Genomic DNA, 18843 nt, shown 5'->3' on the forward strand with positions numbered 1-18843 from the left:
CGGGCAGGGGCCATGAATGGGCATCCGCACCGGCATCAAAACCAGCATCACGACGTCCATCCGGACGTCGATTGAGCCGTTCCCGGAAACCAAGCTGCGCCCGTACGGCGGGAAGGCACGCAAGTTCCTGCCCCCCAAGCAGCCCCAGGCCGCTTTCGTGGGCGGCAGCCGCCGGCGCTTTGCCGGTGCGCGCGGCACGTCCGCCATCCGCAACACCATTCCCGGCCAGCAGCGCTGCAGCGTTCGCTGCTCCTATGTTTCCAACGGCAGCTCCGGTCACTGGCGCCAGCACGGCATCTACCTGGAGCGCGAAGGCGCACAGAAGCAAGGTGAGAAGGGTGCCGGTTTCGATGCGCACGGCACGGGCGTGTCTGTTGCGCACCGCCTGGCCGGCTGGCAAAACGAGGGCGATGAGCGCATGTTCAAGCTCATCATCTCGCCGGAGTTCGGCAAGCGCGTGGACCTGCAGGACTTCACCCGCGGCTTCGTGAAGCAACTCGAAGTCGACCTGGGCACCAAGCTCGAATGGGTTGCCGTGGACCACTACAACACGGAGTTCCCACACGTGCACGTTGCCCTGCGCGGCCGCGACGACCTGGGCGAGGCCCTGTCCATGCATCCGGGCTACATCAAGGAAGGCATGCGGCAGCGCGCCCAGGAGCAAATGACTGAGCGCCTGGGCTACCGCACCGAACACGATGAGTACACCGCGAAGCTGCGCGAAGTGGGCCTGACTCGCTTCACCAGCCTGGACAAGGAACTGGTCAAGCGCGCCAACGAGGATTTCGAGCTGGTGCTGCGTGCGCCCACGGACATGGTTTCCCTGCGCCGCAACAACCTGCTGCGCGACCGGCTCACCAAGCTCGAGGAAATGGGCTTCGCGGAACGCCAGGGCATGTTCAAGAACCAGTGGCGGCTGCACCCCTCGCTCGAAGAGGCGCTGCGCCGGCTCACGCGCACGAAGGACAAGCAAAAGGCGCTGGCCAAGCACCAGGCCTTTATCCTGGACAAGCATGCGCCGCTGGTGAACACCGTGCTCAAGCCCGGTGGCTGGCTGGTCGGCCGCGTGCTCGGTGCGGGCTTGGACGAGGGCTCCGACAAGCTGTATGCAATGCTGGAAGGTGCAGACGGCAAGGTGCACTACGTATTGCACGACTTCAAGCTCGAGAGCTCCGAGGCGGCCCTGGTGCCGGGGCAGGTGGCCGTGCTGGAGTGCCCGCCAGAAAGTGCCGACAAGGCGCTCACCATTGCGCAGTACGCGGACATCCCGGAGCACGTCGTCGACCGCCTGGTGCGTTCGCGCTTCTTCCGTGACCTGGAGCTCGAGCAGCCGGTCGGTACGCTGGACACGTTCGCCAACCGCGCTCGCCGGCTGATGCTGCAGCGGTTCGACGAGCTCACGCGTCTTGGAACTATCGCCCGCTGGGACGCCAAGCGCAGCCAGTCGAAAGAGCGCGCGAAGTCCAAGGCTTTCGTCATGGACGACAGCGAGCGCGATGGCATCGAATTCAAGCCGCTGGACGCTGACTACGGCAAGACCGGGCGCCTCTGAAGCCTGTGCGCGTCGAGAAATCTGGGCCCGAAAGGGTCCTTCTCCTGCTTCTGTGGAAAATGCAATAAACGCGCAGCGGTCCGCCCCGACCACCACTCCGGAGCGACCGCTTGACGGCAGTTCACTGATAGCAAAGAGAGCGCCGCGTCGAGCCCCACTTGCCTGTGCGTTTATTGCGTTTTTGGACTATGCTTGCGGGATGGCAACAGGGCAGCTGTTCACGTGGGACGCTCGCGGATGGGAGCGAGAGCCGGTCGCGGCATTCGAGGCTTTCCTCACGGGTCGTGAGTTCGGCGGCCGCAAGCTGCGTCCGAGCTCCTTCAACATCTACCGCGGCCAGTTCCTGCGCCTTCTGACCTGGCTGCAGGAGCAGGGCAGGGCGCTGCACGAGCTCGATGCCGCGCGGTTGGACCTGTTCCTGGCGACGCGTGAGCTTCGCGCGGAGACGCGGCACCGCTACTTGCTCGTGTTCACGGACCTGTACCGGCACTTGGGCACACTACGCCGCCAGGAAGACAACCCCGCCTACGAGCTGCTGCTGGAGCAGCAGGCCCCGGAGCGCGAAGAGCCTGAAGCGCTGACGCCGGACGAGGTGAGGGCGGTCTTCCGCGCCTTGCCGCGCAAGGAAGGCTGGAAGCACCACCGCTTTCGCGCAATGCTGTGGCTGCTCACGGGGGCAGGGCTGCGCCCGACTGAAATCCTCACCTTGCGTTCAAAGGATTTGAATGCGGACTGCACAAGCGTCTGGGTGATGCCGCACAAGCCGCGGCCGGAGCGCACCGTGCCGCTGCACTGGAAGACGCGCGACGTGGTGCTTGGCTGGCTCGCCGAGCGCAAGGCGCTGGGCATCCCGGGGGAACTCCTGTTTCCCGCGAACACCGCCGGCGCGCCTCTCGCCGCCTCGACGCTGTTTAGGCAAGTCAAGAAGCTGCTGGAAGAAGCGGGCGTGTCCCGCCGTTACGAGGGCGCCATGCTCCTGCGCAACACGCGCGGGGCGTCCTGGCTGGCTAGGCACCCGGTGCACAAGGTGCAGGCCTGGCTTGGGCATGAGCTGGAGCGCACGACCGAACAGCTGCTGCCGGCGTCTGAGGCTTGGCGTGCAGCCGCGCTATTGGACTAGCGCCTTGCGCGGGAACTTGCCGCCCGTGCGGCCCGTGCACCGAGCGGCCAGCACCGCCGTCGTGTCCCTTTTCGCGGCCGGCGCGGGGAAAGTAGACCTTCTCGCCGACTCGTAGCGCTTTTCCCGAAGCGCTGCGCAGAAGTAGACGTTCTCGCTCCTTGCCGAACGGCCTGGCGGGCAAGGGCGCAGTACCCGCGCGTTGCCGCCTGCGTCAATTAGTTATTTGACATAACAGTTATTGTCGCACGTAGCCCGTAGTTGGCCGCAGAAGCCAGGAGACGTTACAACTTTGGGCCGGGCGCTAAACCAGTATAGCGGTCCATCTCACAACTCGCGCTGTTCGTTGTCTATTCAAAGAACAACCCGCGGAGCGCACCCGATGTCCACCCCTAGCACCAAAGCGACAGAACTGCCGAAGTCAGGCGCTGACTTCTCGACCGCGCTCATCCTGGCGACCGGTTTCGTGCTTCTGATGTGGGGCGTCACGTATTGGGCCGCCTGGAAGCTCGGATTTCAGCGGGCGCTGGACGTGCCTCTGGCAACGTTCACGGCCGGTGACAAGGAGCACTACACGCCGTGGGCATTCATGGCCTGGCACTTCCGCTACTCGGCCCATCCGACCGCGGGCCAGATTCTCGACGCTGCCTGGTATGCGTTCCTTGTCGGGTTCGTCGTGCTGTTCGTAGGCCTGACCGTCATCCTTGGAATCATCAAACGCAAGCTCGGGGCGGTGAAGTCGCACGTGTCCTTCAGCTCGGACTGGGCTGACGACATCGACGTGGAGTTCTCAGGCCTGCTCGCACGCGATGCGTGGGCCAGCAAGAAAGAGCTGGCGTCCCTCGCCTGACCTTCTCACGGAAAAACCAATGCTGAAGAAATACTTCTACGAGCGTCGCAAGCAAAAGCGCATCGAAGAGCGCCGCAAGCAGCTGGCCGAACAGGGCATGGCGCTGGACAAGCCCCAGAAGGACCTGAAGCTGCTGGCGAAGGGCCAAGGCATGTACGTGGGCGGCTGGTTCAACCCGGAAACGAAGTCCGTCGAGGCCCTGATGGACAACGACGTGACGCACGTGCTGTGCGTCGCCCCCACCCGCGCCGGCAAAGGCGTGGGCGTCGTGATGCCGACCATGCTGACCTGGACGGGTTCGACCGTCGTGCACGACACCAAGCCCGAACTCTGGCCGATGACGGCCGGCTGGCGCAAGGCCATGGGCCACACGGTGCTCAAGTTCGACCCGGCCGCCGGCGACGGCTCCTCGGTGAAATACAACCCGCTCGAGGAAGTGCGCTGGGGCACGCCGCAGGAAGTGGCTGACGTGCAGAACATCGCCGAGATGCTCATGAACCCCACCGGCAAGGGCGGCGAGGGGGAGCACGCGCACTGGGTGAACTCCGCCATCGACCTGACCACCGGAACCATCTTCCACATCTGGTACAGCACCAGCGTGCCGCTGCAGGAGAAGAACCTGGGCGGGCTGCTGCGGTTCCTGTCCGTCATGACGCTGGGCGAGAGCGAAGAAGACGACCCTGCCCTCGCTGCTTTCCGCGCAATGAGCGAGACCCGCCACGTCGCCGCCGATGCGAACTACTACTGGACAACGACGGTGCTGGGCGAGCGCGTGGTGACGCACCCACAGGTCAAGGAAATGTGCGGCCGCATGATTGCAAAGGCCGACCGCGAGCGCGGCTCGGTGATTTCGTCGGCGCTGGCCAACCTGAAGCTCTATGCCGACCCCGTGGTGGCAGAAAACACGCAGTACAGCGAGTTCCGCCTGTCGTCGCTCATGAACGGTGAGAAGCCGGTGGACCTGTACCTGGTCGTGAAGGACCCCGACATCGACCGGATGAAGCCGCTCACCCGGCTGCTGGTGACCCAAATCATCAGCTACATCATGAGCGAGATGCGGCCGTACAAGCACCGCTGTCTTTTCATGCTGGACGAGTTCGCGTCGCTCGGGAAACTGGACAAGATTCCAATCGCCCTGACCAAGATTGCCGGCTACGGGGTGAAGTTCACCATCATCCTGCAAACGCTGGAGTCCTTGAAGTCCACCTACGGCCCCGAGAAGGCCGGCGAAGTCACGGCTAACTGCCACACGCGCGTGATGTTCTCGCCCAACGACCTGCAGACGGCCAAGGAAATCTCGGACGTGTGCGGGAAGCGAAAAATCACCTCGGTGGAAACGTCAGTGTCCGGCAAGCGTCTGGGCATCCTGATGGACAACGCGTCCATGTCGCAGCGCGAGGAGTTCATCGACCTCATCACGCCGGCGGAAGCCTTGCAGATGCACAAGGACGAAATCATCGTCATGAAGCAGGGCCAGAAGCCAATCCGGGGCCGCAAGTTCTACTTCTACCAGCACCCCGAATTTCTCAAGCGCGCGGCCAACGACCGCGGCGAGGGCAAGTACCCGGTGCCGGCGCAGTCCGACCGTCTCCTGGAGCGCAACCTCGAGGAAGAAGCGGCCGCTCGCCCCGTGGAAGCGGAGCCCGAAGAGGAGATGATGAGCGTCGCGGATTTCATCGCCCGCGCCCGCGCGAAGGCGATGGGAGAGTCGGCCGAGGCCGTCAACGTGGACATCCTCGACGAAATCCCCATCATCGAAGAGGACGACCTCACCGCAATGCAGGAAGAGCTGTCGCGCAACACCGAGGCGGACGCGGGCGACATGCCTGTGTTCGAGGAAGAGGAGCTCCAGGCTCCCGAGGCTGCAATGCCGGCAGCGGACCCGCCGATGCCCGAGTTCGCCGATGACTTCGGCCTGGGCGTCGCGCCTGTCAAACCCGCGAAGAAGGCCGAAGCGCCCCCGGCGGCCGGCGCGCTGGGCGAGTGGAACGAGTTTCTGTAAGGAGCGCGCAGGGGTGCGTCAAACACGCCCTGGCCTTTCTGGTCTAACCGGAACCGGCACCCTGCCCTACGCCCCCGAACCAGCAAAATGAAGAAGCTCGCCCTCATCATCGCCGCGCTCCCGGTGCTCACGTTCGCGCAAGCCACGGACGAAGACGCGTTCGTATTCGCCGTCGTGCCTCGTGTGGAGACTGTCACCAAGGAAGTTCGCGAGTGCAAGGAAGTCAGCGCCCTGGCCGCCGCGCAAGCTGCGGTGCCGGCCGGCAAGGAAGACACCGTTCGCGACGGCCGCTCGGCGCGCCCGCACGATGCCGCCCTCACCCCGCAGTGGCTGGTGGCCGCCAACGGCACTGGCAAGCTCATTGCCCCTGAGGAAAACGCTGGCGCCGCGATGACGAAGGCGGGCGAGTCCTGCCGCGTCACGGAGCGCACCGAGCAAGTGCAGGACGGCTGGCAGGTGTTCATGCGGTACCAAGGCCGCAACCACAACGCCAAGGTCGCGAGCAACCCGCCCCAGGTAGGCGAGTACGTGAAGGTCACCTACAACTCCCGCGGAGAAGTGGTGATTGCGGGCAAGCCCGCCAAGAAGTAAGGCCAACTGTTCTCCCGAGAAGCGACCTTCGGGTCGCTTTTCCTTTTTGAGCTCTCCCGGCGCGACGCGGATGGCAGCACTCGGTCTAACTGCTTGTTGCTATACAAGCTATGACCGACACCGCCGCCACGCTCGCCAAACCGTCTCGCCAGCAACTGCTTCGGCAGACGCTGCGTGAAGCCGCCCTTTGGGTGGCGCTCGCAGGCGCCCTCTACGGGGCTGCTGCGGTGAGCGGCGTGCGTGTGGTGACGACCAACAGCGTTCCGGGTGTGGTCTACGTGCGCTCGTTCGAGCCGCTGGCCCGCGGCACGTTCGTCTCCTTCTGCCCTGACCTTGCGAACCCCGTCTTGGCTGCCATCAAGCAACGCGGGCACATCGAGCCAGGCACCTGCGGCCCCAGCATGCCCTTCATCAAGCAGGTTGCTGCACTGCCGGGCGACCACGTAGAGCTTTCGGCCAAGGGCCTCAGCGTCAACGGAGACCTGCTGCCCAAGACGGCTGTCCTTGATACGGACCGCCAAGGCAATCCCCTGCCTCGAATCCCTTTCGGCGCCTACGTCGTTGCACCTGGCCAAGCCTGGGTCATCGCCACCAACCACCCCCGCAGCTTCGACTCCCGGTACTACGGGCCCGTGCAGTTGCGCTCCCTGTCGCCGGTGCGGCAGCTCTTTTGAGACCAAAGCGAATGAAGAACTTCCTCGAACGCCAGCGCGCCAAGCGCGAAGAGCTCCTGAAGCGCCTGCGCACCCGCTGGGACGAGCAGAGCCCGCGCAAGCGCCGCGCGCTCCTGCTGGTGGCCGGCCTGGGCGCGGCCACGACCCTGCTCACCGGCTACATGCTGGTGGCGAACTTCGGGGTGTGGGGCCTGGCGCTGATTCCCGTCATCGTGTTCTTCGCCAAGCGTCGCGCCTGGCTGCTGATGCAACGCGAAGACGCGCGGGCGCGCGGTGAGCTGCCCCCGCCGAAAAAGCCGCTGCTCATTCGCGCGCTCGGCCGGCTGTTTGGCCGCTGAAGCGACGCCTTGCGCAGAACGCATAAAGAGCGGGGTCGGTGGTCAAAACGACTGCTCCCGCATTCGCACTGGACCACCCGATGAAAAAACTCCTTCTCCCGGCGCTCCTGGCCGCCATCTTCATGCCGGCACACGCTTCGAGCTCGCTCGAAGAGTATCGCTCCAGCTTCTCGCTGGAAGAAATCGCTGACGCCCCGGACCTGGTGGGTGGCAAGTGCACCGACTGGAAGGTCCTTGGAAACAGCGTGCTGACGCAAAAGCAGCTGCCCGGTGCCTTCGAGCGCTCCGCCGAATCCGCCGGCCGCGCTCTCACCCGCGCGTACGTGGCCGCCGGGTACATCACCGTTCGCGTGATGCCCGATGCGCGCGACTGCACCCTGCAGGTGGTGGAGCTGAAGGCCTCGCCCGTGGGTGAATACGCGGACTTCGTGCCGCGCAAGGCGCTGCGTACCGCCGACGTGGAGCACTTCGGCACGCTCATTTCCCGCCACGCGGCCGATGCGCAAAAGCGCGTGCGCATCACCTTCGGCGAGCCGAACGTGGAAGCCGGGACCGTGGAAGTCAAGACCGAGGCAGCGCCCATCAACGACCCGCAGAAGCTCGCCAGCACCGTCGTCTACAACTCGCTGGGCCCGCGCTACTCCGGCTCCGACGTGCTGACCGCATACGTCAAGAACAGCATCGACGGCCTGCGCGTCGAGGGCTCCGCTTCTGTCGGCCTGCCCTTCGTGCGCAGCGAAAGCAAGGGCGGCATCTACGCGGCGGCCAGCGGCAAGGTGTCCGGCTCGACCCCCTACGGCATCGTCGGCGTCGAGTCGAACATCAGCAGCTACAAGGTGGGCGGCGCCTACCGCGAGCTGAACATCAAGGGCACCACGTGGCGCACCCAGCTCGCCTACGAGTACCCGCTGACCACGCGCACGTCCCTGGAAGGTCGCCTCGGCTACGTGTACCAGGACCAGAAGATGGATTCGTTCGGCCTGAACGAGTCCCTAGGCTACTTCTCGGGTTACGCCGGCGTACGGGACACCGGTGAGTTCTACGGCAAGAGCACCTACGCTGTCGCTGGCGGCGTGCTGCAAGGGCTCGGTGGCTCGCAGGAGTTCACGATGGTTCCGCTGTCGGGCCTCTACGACCGCGCCTTCACGCTGGTGCGGGCTGACGGCTCCATCTTCGTGCCGCTGTCCGAGAAGGACGACTCGAACCTGCAATTCGTCACCGGCATCCAGCTGGGCAAGCGCGGCGTGCCGAGCCCGGAGACCTTCTACATCGGCGGCCTCGACCGCGGCTCCAGCTACCCGACGGGTGTCTATGCGGGCCACTCCGGCTTCTCCGCCGGCGTGAAGTACAGCTTCAAGACCTTCAACACCGAGGTGTCCGGCCAGCCGCTCGCCCTGCAGCCGTTCGTTGCCTTCAACGCAGGCATGGTGAAGCAGGCAACTGGTGACAGTGCCACGGTCGGTTCGCTCGAAGGCGGCACCACGGTGAAGCTGACCAAGAACATCAGCGGCGCCGCGTCGGTGGCCACGCGCATCGATGGCAACAAGGCCTTCCCGGGTCCGGGCACCCGCCTGAACCTGTCCCTGAACCTGGTCTTCTGAGAAAGCACACGATGAACAAGAAACTGACCCTCACCCCCGTGGCCTTCCTCATCGGGCTGGCGTTCTGCGGCGGCGCTCTCGGCCAGGTGGCACCGGCCCCCACTGCCCTGCCCCAAGGCGGCTCCTTCGTCGTCGGTGGCGGCACCATCTCGAACACGGCGCCGGCGACTCTCGGCGTGAAGGTGACCGCGCAGCAAGGCGGCAACGCCATGATTAACTGGGGCGGCGGCTTCAACATCGGCCAGGACGCCACGGTGAACTTCACCAGCACCGCGACCGCGGCTGGCCTGAAGAACATCGTCAACGTCGACACGTCCGGCTCGATGTCGAACCTTGCGGGCACCATCACTGGCCCGAACAACGCTTCCATCCTGGTGGTCAACCCGAACGGCATCACCGCCTATGCCGGCGCCAACCTGGGCCGGGTCGGAAACAACGCGACGGCCCTGTACCTGGTGGCCGGCCGTGCCTCGTTCGCCAACGGCAACGTGACCATCGAGCTCAATAGCGCGCCCATCGTGCTGCCGGCTCGCGACGCAAGGGCGCCCACCGAGACCAACTACGTCCCGGCGATGGGCACCGACCCCTTTGAAATCGCAGGCGCCCCGAACACGGGTGTGCGCCTGGCGGCGCCTGCGGGTTACGCCGGCGAGAGCCTCACGCTGCCCCATGGTCTGTTCGTCGACCAATACGGCCCGGCCTCGGCTGGCATGAACGACTCGTCCTTCCGCTCCCAGGTCATCGACGTGTCGAATCTGGGCGCGGTGCACTTCGGGACCGCGAAGAACGGCGTGGGCAGCTACCGCCTCGGGTCCAGCCAAACGCTCGATGTCGGCAGCAACTTCAGCGCCTTCCTCGACGCGACGGACATGCAGACGTTCAACACCGATGCGAGCAAGCTCTCCACGGTGGTGCTCAACGGCGCTTCGAACGTCGCACTCGAAGGTCATACGGGCGACCTGCGCCTGGGCGGCACCCTCACGGACCTGGACCTCTGGCTGAAGGTGCACGGGGCGCTCGGTTCGCTCGCATCCGCACCGGTCCTGTCGGGACGGCAGTGGCTGGACCTGAACTTCGGCACGACCGGCAGCTTCGCGAAGGGCTTCACGATGAGCGCGGACGCCACCGTGGGCGAACTCGCTCCCTTCGTGGACCTCAAGTCGGCGGCCCCGATGACGCTGGACTCGGTGTCCCTGACCGGCAACCTGCCGTTCAACCTGACGGCGCCGTCCATCACGTTCGTGAACTCGAACGTCGCGGTGAGCGGCGTGAATGCCACGGTGAACCTGAAGGCCAGCACCGGCGACGTGGCACTCGCGAACTCCACGGTGTCCGGACAGCTGGCCTCGGTCGACGCCAGTGCGGGCACCGTCTCGGTCGACAAGACCTCGCTGCTGCAAGCAGCCGGCGGCTCGATGTTCGTGAACGGCACCGGCAAGACCACCTTCGACTCGGCCACGTTGCGCGCGCAGGATGCGGCCGTGGTCAGTTCGCCGAGCGTTTTGGGCCCGGTGAACTCGGACCCGGGCATCTCCAGCGGCGGCAAGCGTGTGGACACCACCCTGTCGGTGACCGCGAAGAACATCTCCGTGGCCGGCACGCTCAAGGCGGGCGAACGGGCCGTCGTGCCCCCGCCGGTTGTCGTGCAACCGCCGGCACCGGTCGAGCCCCCGCCGCCGGTTGTGCAGCCCCCTGTGGTGGTGCCGCCGCCGGCGCCCGTGGAGCCGCCTGTTGTCACGCCACCGCCCGTGGAGCCCCCGCCGGTAGTGACGCCGCCGGTGGAGCCGCCGCCCGTGGTGACGCCGCCAAAGCCGGAGCTGCCCCCGGTGAACCCGTGCGCGGCCAACCCGCTGGCGTGCGTGCCTGAATACGCCAAGGACCCGCGCGTCACGACCAACCCGGTGCAGTTCCAGCTGGTGACGGACACCAAGGTGATTCGCCTGGAAGGCTCCCAGTTCCGCGTGCCCAGCGCGCTGCAAATCGGCTCCCGGGCTCGCGTGGACGTCGATGACGATGTGGTGCGCCGCGCGCGCATGCCGAAGATGCCGCACGAGAAGTAAGCCGGCTAGGAAGCAGAAAAGCCCCCATCGCGGGGCTTTGCTTCTAGGGCAAGGCTCCCGGTGGCGCGCCCGCCTTCTGCGCTTCGCCGGTGATAGTCACCTTGACCTTCTCGTACGTCTCGACGACCGTCTTCAACTGGCCCTGCTTGAACTCGACCTTCTTCGTCACCTCACTGAGATAGGTTGTGACTGCATCGTTGAGCCCTTTCACGTCCGACGCGCTGTTCACTGCATTCAGCGTAGACGCAGGAGCCGTCGGTTTCAGCATCGCATTCACTTGGGCGGCAAGTGAGCCGATGGAGACCATAAGCTGCGCCTTCTCAATCCAGGCCGTCGCCCCTTTCGCCGCGTCAGCAGCGTGCAGCGCGGAATTTAGCTCCTGCTGTATCGCGGCGCGTTGAGCAGCCACGTCTTTAAGGTCCTTCGCCGCCTGCGCGGTAAGCTTCTTCACCTCGTCGTCCACCGCTCGCCTGCGCGTTTCTGCTGCAAGGGCGAGCAGACGGTTGGCCTCGTCAACTGGCTGCTTGTCCGCTAGCAATCGCTTCAGGTCCGCATCCGCCTTCGCTCGGTCAAGCAGAGGGCCGCGAGAACCCGGCGCCAGCACCGTCCATTTCAAGTTGTCCGACTGCTTGGTGGCCCAGAAGAAGAAGCTTGCATCCTCATCGACACGGCTTCCCTGCGCCGGTGAAGGGTAGAGCTTGTCCGAGGGCTTCAGGCTCGCTGCAACCAGCACGTCATAGGGGCACCCGCCGGCGCCCACTACCTCTGATGAGAGGTAGGTCGGCGGCATCTGTTGTCCAACGTCGGATTGCATTACCACCGCCACCAGCACGCCCTTTGCGCCTGTCCACTGCAGCAGGTCCTTCACGTACACGGAGTGTTCCGTCATGCGCTGCGTGATGGCCTTCTCCTGCGCCTTGCTGAAGAGGTAGTCCAGTACGTCCTTGATGTTTCCTGCCCTGTCTTGCACCCCCTGCCAACGCGTCGCTGCTTCCGTTCCTTTCACGATGCCGAGGTCGCTGAGCGTAGGCGCGGGCGTGCAGGTTGCTCCCACCACCGGCACCCCGTCTATGGCGAGCGCTGGTTGCGAAGCACTCGCGAGTATGAGGACTGCCACACGCGCCCTTGCCGGCCCGACCCACCAGCTTCCTCTCACAAGTTTCACAGCGTTCCCCTTACTTCGAGGATTCGGTTACGGGCCTCTAGTGCCAACAGCATGGCGCTGCTGTAGATGAATAAGTCGGCGCGCTTCTGGTTCATCTGCTCCAGATATGACTGCAGCGTATTCACGTCAGCGTCCTTGAGGTTGCTTGGCAAGTACTGCGCCGCCAAGGCTGCCTGCTGTGAGAAGCTCGGAACTAATGGGTCGCTCGAGACTGCGGGGAGCACTCGGTATTCAACGGAATCCAATGCACCGCCGTCAATCAGTTTTTGCTTGACACGCCGGTACCACCAGTGACACGGCGCGTTCCCTTCGTCAACGGCCTGCAGGGTTGCAGTGCCGGATTGCATCTCGTAATACCCGCCCTTGTCCGTAGCTGAGACTGGCGTGCTGAAGTAGGCGTGGACCTGGTTTCTGACCGGAAGCAAGTCGGGGACACCGCCAATTCCGCAGTCCTGGCAAACGTCCGAGTGTGCAAGTGCGTTGCAACTCGGAAGCCGCACGACGACGGGAGATTGTGGTGAGGGCACACAGGTGCTTCCAGCCCATTTTTGACAGTCCGCCGCAGTCTTTTCGTGGTCCTGAAGCAGCGCGTCTATCACCTGCCCTACTGACCCTGTTCGAAGCGGGTCAAGTATGTTGGCGATGGCTTGGTCGTAGCTGTCCAGCGCCGGCGAAATTTGCGCAGTCTCGCCAGAAAGCCGCCTGGCCGCGACTTCCGTCCCGAGGGCAACGGGTAGGGCTACCGCGGATACCAGCGTTGGGTAGCGCAGCAGCGCACCACGAGCATCTCTTACCTTGTCGGCAACATTCTTGAAATCGCCAATGAGCTTGTTTTTCTGTGTCTGGGGCGTCTTGGGGTCGAACCATGCCTGTCCGAGCTCCTTCAGCGCTGTTGTAGAGCTCACGATGGTGTCGTAATAACCATTTAGGCGGCCGCGCTCTACCTCTTGTTCTATGACCGCAGGAAGTTCGACTATCCGTTTCTGAATGTCGGTGAGGGTGGCTATCACCTTGTCCAGCTGCAAACTGATGACAGTGAGCATTTTCATCTGTGCGCTCAGCATCGCTCCCAGGCCGCCGTCCCCGCTGTGGGAGAAGGCAGCGATGATGGAGACTGCAGCGGAAGCGGCCTGCCATGCCGCCACCGGAATTGCTGCCGCTGGTCGAACGAAAGGCAGTTTGCCTGTGACGCCCATGAGGACGGAAGCGCCTATCGCTGAACGCAGTAGAAGCCGTCGACTCGCCATAACCACTCCTGGGTTCGAGCAGGCATCGTGGGATGCACGATGCTGGGAGTCAATAACCCCTTTTAGGATGCGCTTGAGGGTCAGCCTGGAATAGGCATGCGCCGTCGATTCTCGAGCCAGTATTCCGCGGCGCTCACCGTGTCCAGGCGCAATGTGGACAGGCTGATTCGGGTGCGCTTCAGACGCGACACGCGCCGCAGCGAACGGCCGAACAGGGTCTGCCCTGCCCCGCCGATGTACACGCCGATGACTTCCCTGGCGCGCTCCTGCAGCAGGCGCACCCCTGGCTCGAACACCACCGGGTCGAGTTCGCGACGGATGGCGCCCTGCGGGAACAGGCACACGGTCTCACCTTCCTTCAGCGCGCAGGCAAGCTCGCGCATGCCGAAGGGCTTCTCGGTGTCCAAGGCCACCACCCGGCCCCAGCCGGCCTTCTCCAGGGCGCGCAGGCCCCACTTCCAGGGCGAGCGCTCGGCGAACGCCGAATCCACCCCGAAGACGCACGGCGTGGGAGCGAAGGCCGCGACGAGCAGGCCATCCAGGAAGGAGACGTGATTGGCCACAAGCAGCGTGCCGGGTTGCAGCTCGCCGATGGCGGACAGGTCTTCCTCGATGCGGAAGAACGCCTTGAAGAGTGCGCGTGCGCGTTCTTTGGAGAGGGTCATTGGTGTGCGCTCCGGGGTTTTCAGACGTGTAGCGACCGCCTCGCTGCGGCGGTGCTTCGTGCCCGTATTGACCTCGGATGCCGGCGTGTGTCGCACCTGCGCATCACCAGCCAGGGCCGCTGTATAGCGGACTTGTCCACAGAAATCCGGCATAACCCGGTCGCTGGCGGCTCTCGTTGAGCCGAAAAGCTAGGGTTTACGCGGGTTCCCGCTGGATTGCCCGTGGAACGGGCAGCCGATGTGTCGACGCACATGTGAGCATCGGCTCAATTGCTTATAGGTGCATCCGCACCTATACTCAGCCGCGTCAAAACCAAGGGACTCCTCATGACGGTCATAGCCGTGTTGTCGCAGAAGGGTGGATGTGGGAAGACCACCATCGCTACCACCCTCGCCAAGGGCTACCAGCTCCAGGGCAAGGAAGTCCTGCTGGTCGACACCGACCCCCAAGGCAGCGCGCGCGACTGGGCCGCTGCGAACGAGCAGCAGACGCTGCCTGTCGCGGGCCTGGACCGCCCCACCCTGGAGCGAGACATTAAGCCGGTGATGAAGGACGTGGATGTCGTCATCATCGACGGCGCGCCGCGGCACGAGGCCATCATGGCCGCCGCCGTGAAGGTGGCCGACGTGGTGCTGATTCCCGTGCAGCCCAGCCCGTACGACGTCTGGGCGACTGCGGACCTGGTGAGTCTGCTGGTGCAGCGCCAGGAGCTGCTCGGCACGCCGAAGGCAGCGTTCATCCTGAGTCGCGTCATCAAGCGCACGCGCATCGGCTCGGAAGTCCGCGAGGCACTCGACGAGCTGCGGCTGCCGGTGCTCGAAGGCCACACCGTCCAGCGCGTCACCTACGCAAACGCCGCCGCCAAGGGCCTGACGGTCCTCGAGGTCGAGCCCGATGGCGAAGCCGCTGCCGAAATCCAGGCAATCATGCGCGATGTCGACGCCCTGCTGAAAGGCGAGTTGAAGCTGAAACCCGTGAAGGAAGAAGGAGCTGTGAAGTGAAGCTGTCCGCTGCCCGTCCGAGTGCTGGCAAGGCCGCGCCCACCCTGTCGGAGTTGGCCGATAAACCAGAAACAGTCCGGCTGTCTGTCATCCTCGAGGCGGACGTCCATACGCAGCTGAAAATCATGGCGGCGTCGGAGCGCAAGACGGTCTCCGACATCGTTCGCAACCTCGTCATCGAACAGCTCAAGGCGCATGGCGAAAAGAAATCCAGCTGAGCCCACCGAGGCGGAAGACGCAGGACTGATTCTTTTCCCGAAGGCGCAGAAGCTCTTCGAGGAAGCCATGGCCATCGAGGCCGTGGACGCGCAAGAGGCCGGTTCCATTGGCTACATGGCCCGCGCGCTGGTGCAGGCCACCATCCCGCACCGCGACCCTGGAAAGACCGTGCCGGCATGGGGGCGCCACAACGGCGACCTGAGCTTGGTGATTCGCCCGGGCTACACGGTGAACAAGAAGAACGAGCCGGTGTCCCTCGGCTATCCGTACGGCACGGTGCCGCGCCTTCTGCTGGCGTGGCTGTCGACAGAGGCGGTGCGCACCCGGGAACGCAAGGTGGTCCTGGGTGAAACCCTATCGGGTTTCATGCGCGAGCTAGGCATGGAACCCACAGGCGGCCGAAACGGCAGCATCACGCGGCTGCGCGAGCAGATGAAGCGCCTGTTCGCCTCGTCCATCAGCATCAACTACGCGACACGCGACGCCTGGGCCGACGCCGGTTTCCGGATTAGCGACAAAGCCACAATCTGGTGGGACCCTGTGGCGCCCGAGCAGGCCGGTCTCTGGCAGTCCAGCGTGGTGCTCAGCGAGCAGTTCTTCAAGGAAGTGGTGGAGCACCCGGTGCCCATCGACCTACGCGCCCTAAAAGTCCTGCGCCAGTCGCCTCTCGCGCTGGACATCTACAGCTGGCTGACCTACCGGATGTTCTACCTGCGCCGGCCCACCCAGGTGCCGTGGGAGAGCCTGATGATGCAGTTCGGCTCCGACTACGCCGAGGTGCGCATGTTCAAGCGGCGGTTCCTCGAGGCGCTCAAGCAGGTCACGGTGGTCTATCCCTGCCTGGTGGAGCCGGAAAAGGCGGGCCTGAAGCTCGCCCCAAGCAAGACCCACGTGCGCAAGATTACGGGCGGCGGGAAACCCGCGCTGGACCTTTGACCATGCGTTCCAGCCAGCCCTCGATTTCGTCGTAATCGCGCAGGCCGCCAAGCCACCAGCCCACCGAGGCGACCAGGAAGCTCACGACATCCACTTCGTGGCCCGTTGCGGCCACGATGGTGAGGTACGTCGCGACCATCAGGGCATTCATGATGGTGTACTCGGCCAGCAGCCAAGGGGACGCGAGACGGGCGAGAGGCGATTTCGTCATGGTGAATAGATGATAGCACATTTCGCCGGGGAAAGCCAGTGCTTCGTGGTACAGTGGCCACGACGGGGCCCTTGTGAAAACCCTGTGCATAACCCTGTGATTTTCCTGAGTTGTTAGCGCATTACTTGGCACGCCCGCCGCGCATAAACAGACCCGAAACCGCGCATAGCGAGTCACACCCCGGCGCATAAGCTGTCACGCGAACTCCCCGCTGAGCCAATACTGGCGCGGGTTTCAGCCCTCTCCTGTATTCTTCCCCTGTAGTCCTTTAAAAGGTTTCCGGTAGAAAAGGGCCAAAAATCAGGGGACAACCTGGCGCTGCGCGGCTTTGAACAAGTCCACAGGACCCTAGTTTTGACACCCTGCCAACACGACGGTCCAAGAACAGCCGTCAGCAGGAAGACGGTCACCCCACCCGCAGCTGGCCAAGCAACCGGCTGGTGCACGTCGAGCAGGAGCAATACCCAACCGGCCAGCCTAGGACCCGTCGAATCCCCGGCTGGGCCATGCAGGAGCGCCTGAGCGCCGTTTCCGCGGCTGCTGGAGCTTCCGCAGGGCAACGGGGCCCGGCACCCAGCCCGAGCGGCGCCCGAGAGCGCCAGGCCCGGTCTGGGCCTGAGCTAGCGCCCAGGCCGCGCCGTAGTTAAGCCCGGTGCCCCGGCGCTGGTCGGAACCGCACGCATAAGTTGTCACGTTAGGCGCCCTCGCGGTGGTAAGAGCTGGTGCTGTCGAGAACGGCACAACCAGCTTCGAGCCCGTCGCGTGACAGGATATGCGCTAGGCGAGCAGCGCCAAGCCCGCGTACTAGAAGAATTTCGGCTCAGCCATCCTGGTAGCACCTCGCGCGCCTTGGGGCTGGGCCCGCTCTCACGCATAAACTGTCACAGAACCGGCCTGCTGCCCTGCCTGGTCGAGCAGAGCCCGGGCGCAGGCTCTAAACACCGCCCCCGGCACGCATAAACTGTCACGTCTTGGGCGTGTGTCCGGCTTTAGGCCGAGGCTTTACGCCTGCGGCAGCCGAAACGAACTGCGCAGCTCCTTGAGGCTGTGGCGCGTCATGCGCGCAATCATCTCGTTGGGAATCTGGGCAGCCACAATCGCCTCGGCCTGAGCGAGCAGGCCCGCGAGCTGCTCCTCGGTCATGGATGTGGGCACGTCCAACCCCAGGGTGGCCAGGAGCTCCACCTGCGCGTCCGACAGGCAGACCGTGCCGGAGATGGAAAGCGGGGTGTGGGGCATCGTGGGCTGCTTTCAGTCTGAGGGCAGGTTCCGAAGGGCCTCGATGAGGCGTGGCACCAGCGAGAATTCGTCTCGCGGGATTTCCTCATTGAGCATCCGCAGCAGGCGCTTGGCCTGGCCCACCTGCAGCCGGGTGTCCAGGCGCAGAACTGGCTGTTCGCGTGCATCGGCCTTGCCCTTGGGCTTCGGGGCGGTGCTGAACTGCGGCACTCCCCCGGCGGGCAGCCCTCGCCCGGTCTCCCAGTCCACTGACGGCGCGCCGTACTTCAGGTGCGGCTTCACCGGCGCTTCTGCAGCACCTTGGACCTCGGCGGCGGCCTTCACCAGCACGCTCTTCGGAATCTTCTTTTCGCCGCGGCTGAGAGCCTCGGCAAGCAGCGCCTGCTGCTTCTCCGGCGGCAATGCCATCAGCGCGTTGAAGGTGGTGTAGCCGTCGATGAGGCCCAGCTCGAGCGCGTCCTTCGCCGGGCCCTCTGCGACGAGCATCTGCAGGTGCCGGGAGACCCAGGTCTCGTGCTTGCCAAGCGACTTGGCCAGCTGCCGCTGCGAGATTGGAAAGGTGTCGAGCGCCTTCTTCAGCGAGCGGGCGATGTCCAGCGGAGAGAGCTCCTCGCGCTGGATGTTTTCGGACAGCTGCTTGACCAGGCGCAGCTGGTCATCCTCGCGGTCTTCCTGCACGAGGCAGGGCACTCGCTCGAGGCCGGCCAGCTTGGACGCCCGCCATCGGCGCTCGCCGGCGACGATGATGTAATCCCACCGCCCTTCCCCTTTGCGCACAAGCAGGGGTTCGAGCACACCGTTCTCTTTGATGTTCTCTGCCAGGCTGCGCAGCGCTTCGGTCGTTTCCTTGGACGGAGCGCCGTCAAAGTCGCGCCGCGGCTGGTCCGGGTCGGGCCGCAGCTGCGAGACCTTGATGTCGAGGATTTCGCGCGCCATGGTCAGCTGGCCTGCGGCGGGTACACGTACGTCGCCCACCAATACAGCACCGTGTAGGTGTAGCTGGCCAGGCTCACGCCAAGCAGCGCCGCGTCGGCGCGCACCTGGTTGGAGAGCGTCTCTGGCAGCAGCAGGTTCACCTGCACCCAGCCGGTATCCGAGACGGTTCGGGGAATCCGGAACTGAAGGCCCTGCTCATAGGGCTTTTCTTCCAGGAAACGCCGGAACGCTGCTTCGTGCATCTTGATGAGCGTGTCGTAGCGATACGCGGCGATTGCTTTGAGGTACCCGCGCATCTGCTCGGGGATGCGGGTCTGATTGAGCTGCAGCTCTTCGTCGCGCTCGATGCGCGGGCGGCCGCGCTTTCGCCGCTGCGGCGCCTCACCCGACACGGGGGCGCCCCGGCTCGGTGAGGACAAGACCGACTCCTAGGTTAAA

General features: G+C 64.7%; 19 protein-coding genes. 12 read left to right on the forward strand and 7 right to left on the reverse strand.

The window, feature by feature from the left end:
* Positions 1-16 precede the first annotated feature (16 nt).
* The 9 genes from JI746_RS21955 (at position 17) to JI746_RS21995 (ending at position 10785) form a co-directional block, all read left to right on the forward strand.
* On the forward strand, positions 17-1552 hold the full coding sequence (locus tag JI746_RS21955; RefSeq protein ID WP_201692419.1) for a DUF3363 domain-containing protein: 1536 nt from the start codon (positions 17-19) through the stop codon (positions 1550-1552).
* Positions 1553-1751: 199 nt separating this feature from the next.
* Positions 1752-2672: a tyrosine-type recombinase/integrase gene (locus JI746_RS21960; protein WP_201692420.1), complete on the forward strand. Its 921-nt coding sequence runs from the start codon at positions 1752-1754 to the stop codon at positions 2670-2672.
* Between the two features lie 379 nt (positions 2673-3051).
* Positions 3052-3519, forward strand: a complete 468-nt coding sequence (locus tag JI746_RS21965; RefSeq protein WP_201692421.1) for a hypothetical protein — start codon at positions 3052-3054, stop codon at positions 3517-3519.
* Between the two features lie 19 nt (positions 3520-3538).
* The gene (locus JI746_RS21970; protein WP_201692422.1) at positions 3539-5521 is read left to right on the forward strand and encodes a type IV secretory system conjugative DNA transfer family protein; all 1983 of its coding nucleotides are present in this window, start codon (positions 3539-3541) and stop codon (positions 5519-5521) included.
* 87 nt (positions 5522-5608) lie between these two features.
* Positions 5609-6112 (forward strand): hypothetical protein, encoded by a 504-nt coding sequence (locus tag JI746_RS21975; RefSeq protein ID WP_201692423.1) that lies wholly within the window; start codon positions 5609-5611, stop codon positions 6110-6112.
* Between the two features lie 110 nt (positions 6113-6222).
* Complete coding sequence (gene traF, locus JI746_RS21980; protein WP_201692424.1) at positions 6223-6786, forward strand: conjugative transfer signal peptidase TraF; 564 nt, start codon at positions 6223-6225, stop codon at positions 6784-6786.
* An 11-nt stretch (positions 6787-6797) separates the two neighbouring features.
* A complete protein-coding gene (locus JI746_RS21985) occupies positions 6798-7124 on the forward strand; it encodes a hypothetical protein (protein WP_201692425.1) in 327 nt (108 codons plus the stop codon).
* A gap of 80 nt (positions 7125-7204) precedes the next feature.
* The gene (locus JI746_RS21990; RefSeq protein WP_201692426.1) at positions 7205-8725 is read left to right on the forward strand and encodes a ShlB/FhaC/HecB family protein; all 1521 of its coding nucleotides are present in this window, start codon (positions 7205-7207) and stop codon (positions 8723-8725) included.
* Positions 8726-8736: 11 nt separating this feature from the next.
* The gene (locus JI746_RS21995; protein WP_201692427.1) at positions 8737-10785 is read left to right on the forward strand and encodes a filamentous hemagglutinin N-terminal domain-containing protein; all 2049 of its coding nucleotides are present in this window, start codon (positions 8737-8739) and stop codon (positions 10783-10785) included.
* 43 nt (positions 10786-10828) lie between these two features.
* Here the strand turns inward: JI746_RS21995 and JI746_RS22000 are convergent, their stop codons facing one another.
* The 3 genes from JI746_RS22000 to JI746_RS22010 all read right to left on the reverse strand — a co-directional run bounded on the left by JI746_RS22000 (position 10829) and on the right by JI746_RS22010 (position 13958).
* On the reverse strand, positions 10829-11791 hold the full coding sequence (locus JI746_RS22000) for a hypothetical protein (protein WP_201692428.1): 963 nt from the start codon (positions 11789-11791) through the stop codon (positions 10829-10831).
* A gap of 155 nt (positions 11792-11946) precedes the next feature.
* Positions 11947-13146: a hypothetical protein gene (locus tag JI746_RS22005; protein ID WP_201692429.1), complete on the reverse strand. Its 1200-nt coding sequence runs from the start codon at positions 13144-13146 to the stop codon at positions 11947-11949.
* Positions 13147-13277: 131 nt separating this feature from the next.
* On the reverse strand, positions 13278-13958 hold the full coding sequence (locus JI746_RS22010) for a 1-acyl-sn-glycerol-3-phosphate acyltransferase (RefSeq protein WP_201692430.1): 681 nt from the start codon (positions 13956-13958) through the stop codon (positions 13278-13280).
* A gap of 231 nt (positions 13959-14189) precedes the next feature.
* On the opposite strand from JI746_RS22010, the gene parA reads away from it, so the two are divergent.
* The 3 genes from parA to JI746_RS22025 are packed head-to-tail and all read left to right on the forward strand — an operon-like array spanning position 14190 to position 16019.
* Positions 14190-14864 (forward strand): ParA family partition ATPase, encoded by a 675-nt coding sequence (gene parA, locus JI746_RS22015; RefSeq protein WP_201692431.1) that lies wholly within the window; start codon positions 14190-14192, stop codon positions 14862-14864.
* Positions 14861-15082: a hypothetical protein gene (locus JI746_RS22020; RefSeq protein ID WP_201692432.1), complete on the forward strand. Its 222-nt coding sequence runs from the start codon at positions 14861-14863 to the stop codon at positions 15080-15082. Before parA ends, JI746_RS22020 begins: the two co-directional genes overlap by 4 nt.
* Entirely contained in the window at positions 15060-16019 is a 960-nt protein-coding gene (locus tag JI746_RS22025; RefSeq protein WP_201692433.1) for a replication protein RepA, read from the forward strand. The genes JI746_RS22020 and JI746_RS22025 overlap by 23 nt, the downstream gene beginning before the upstream one ends.
* Here the strand turns inward: JI746_RS22025 and JI746_RS22030 are convergent.
* The 4 genes from JI746_RS22030 to JI746_RS22045 form a co-directional block, all read right to left on the reverse strand.
* A complete protein-coding gene (locus tag JI746_RS22030) occupies positions 15985-16230 on the reverse strand; it encodes a hypothetical protein (protein ID WP_201692434.1) in 246 nt (81 codons plus the stop codon). The two genes, JI746_RS22025 and JI746_RS22030, sit on opposite strands and share 35 nt — an antisense overlap.
* 1002 nt (positions 16231-17232) lie before the next feature.
* Complete coding sequence (locus tag JI746_RS22035) at positions 17233-17469, reverse strand: hypothetical protein (protein WP_201692435.1); 237 nt, start codon at positions 17467-17469, stop codon at positions 17233-17235.
* Positions 17470-17481: 12 nt separating this feature from the next.
* Positions 17482-18405 carry a ParB/RepB/Spo0J family partition protein gene (locus JI746_RS22040; RefSeq protein ID WP_201692436.1) on the reverse strand — a complete coding sequence of 308 codons (924 nt, stop codon included), beginning with the start codon at positions 18403-18405 and terminating at the stop codon, positions 17482-17484.
* 2 nt (positions 18406-18407) lie between these two features.
* Entirely contained in the window at positions 18408-18824 is a 417-nt protein-coding gene (locus tag JI746_RS22045) for a hypothetical protein (RefSeq protein ID WP_201692437.1), read from the reverse strand.
* Positions 18825-18843 lie beyond the last annotated feature (19 nt).

Origin of the sequence: Ramlibacter alkalitolerans (genome assembly GCF_016722765.1) — a bacterium.
GTDB classification, from domain to species: domain Bacteria; phylum Pseudomonadota; class Gammaproteobacteria; order Burkholderiales; family Burkholderiaceae_C; genus Ramlibacter; species Ramlibacter alkalitolerans.

Bases quoted from the DNA above. Each gene is read 5' to 3' on its own strand.
- JI746_RS21955 (WP_201692419.1), top strand. From the start codon at position 17: ATGGGCATCCGCACCGGCATCAAAACCAGCATCACGACGTCCATCCGG.
- JI746_RS21960 (WP_201692420.1), top strand. From the start codon at position 1,752: ATGGCAACAGGGCAGCTGTTCACGTGGGACGCTCGCGGATGGGAGCGA.
- JI746_RS21965 (WP_201692421.1), top strand. From the start codon at position 3,052: ATGTCCACCCCTAGCACCAAAGCGACAGAACTGCCGAAGTCAGGCGCT.
- JI746_RS21970 (WP_201692422.1), top strand. From the start codon at position 3,539: ATGCTGAAGAAATACTTCTACGAGCGTCGCAAGCAAAAGCGCATCGAA.
- JI746_RS21975 (WP_201692423.1), top strand. From the start codon at position 5,609: ATGAAGAAGCTCGCCCTCATCATCGCCGCGCTCCCGGTGCTCACGTTC.
- traF (WP_201692424.1), top strand. From the start codon at position 6,223: ATGACCGACACCGCCGCCACGCTCGCCAAACCGTCTCGCCAGCAACTG.
- JI746_RS21985 (WP_201692425.1), top strand. From the start codon at position 6,798: ATGAAGAACTTCCTCGAACGCCAGCGCGCCAAGCGCGAAGAGCTCCTG.
- JI746_RS21990 (WP_201692426.1), top strand. From the start codon at position 7,205: ATGAAAAAACTCCTTCTCCCGGCGCTCCTGGCCGCCATCTTCATGCCG.
- JI746_RS21995 (WP_201692427.1), top strand. From the start codon at position 8,737: ATGAACAAGAAACTGACCCTCACCCCCGTGGCCTTCCTCATCGGGCTG.
- JI746_RS22005 (WP_201692429.1), bottom strand. From the start codon at position 13,146: ATGGGCGTCACAGGCAAACTGCCTTTCGTTCGACCAGCGGCAGCAATT.
- parA (WP_201692431.1), top strand. From the start codon at position 14,190: ATGACGGTCATAGCCGTGTTGTCGCAGAAGGGTGGATGTGGGAAGACC.
- JI746_RS22025 (WP_201692433.1), top strand. From the start codon at position 15,060: ATGGCGAAAAGAAATCCAGCTGAGCCCACCGAGGCGGAAGACGCAGGA.
- JI746_RS22030 (WP_201692434.1), bottom strand. From the start codon at position 16,230: ATGACGAAATCGCCTCTCGCCCGTCTCGCGTCCCCTTGGCTGCTGGCC.
- JI746_RS22035 (WP_201692435.1), bottom strand. From the start codon at position 17,469: ATGCCCCACACCCCGCTTTCCATCTCCGGCACGGTCTGCCTGTCGGAC.
- JI746_RS22040 (WP_201692436.1), bottom strand. From the start codon at position 18,405: ATGGCGCGCGAAATCCTCGACATCAAGGTCTCGCAGCTGCGGCCCGAC.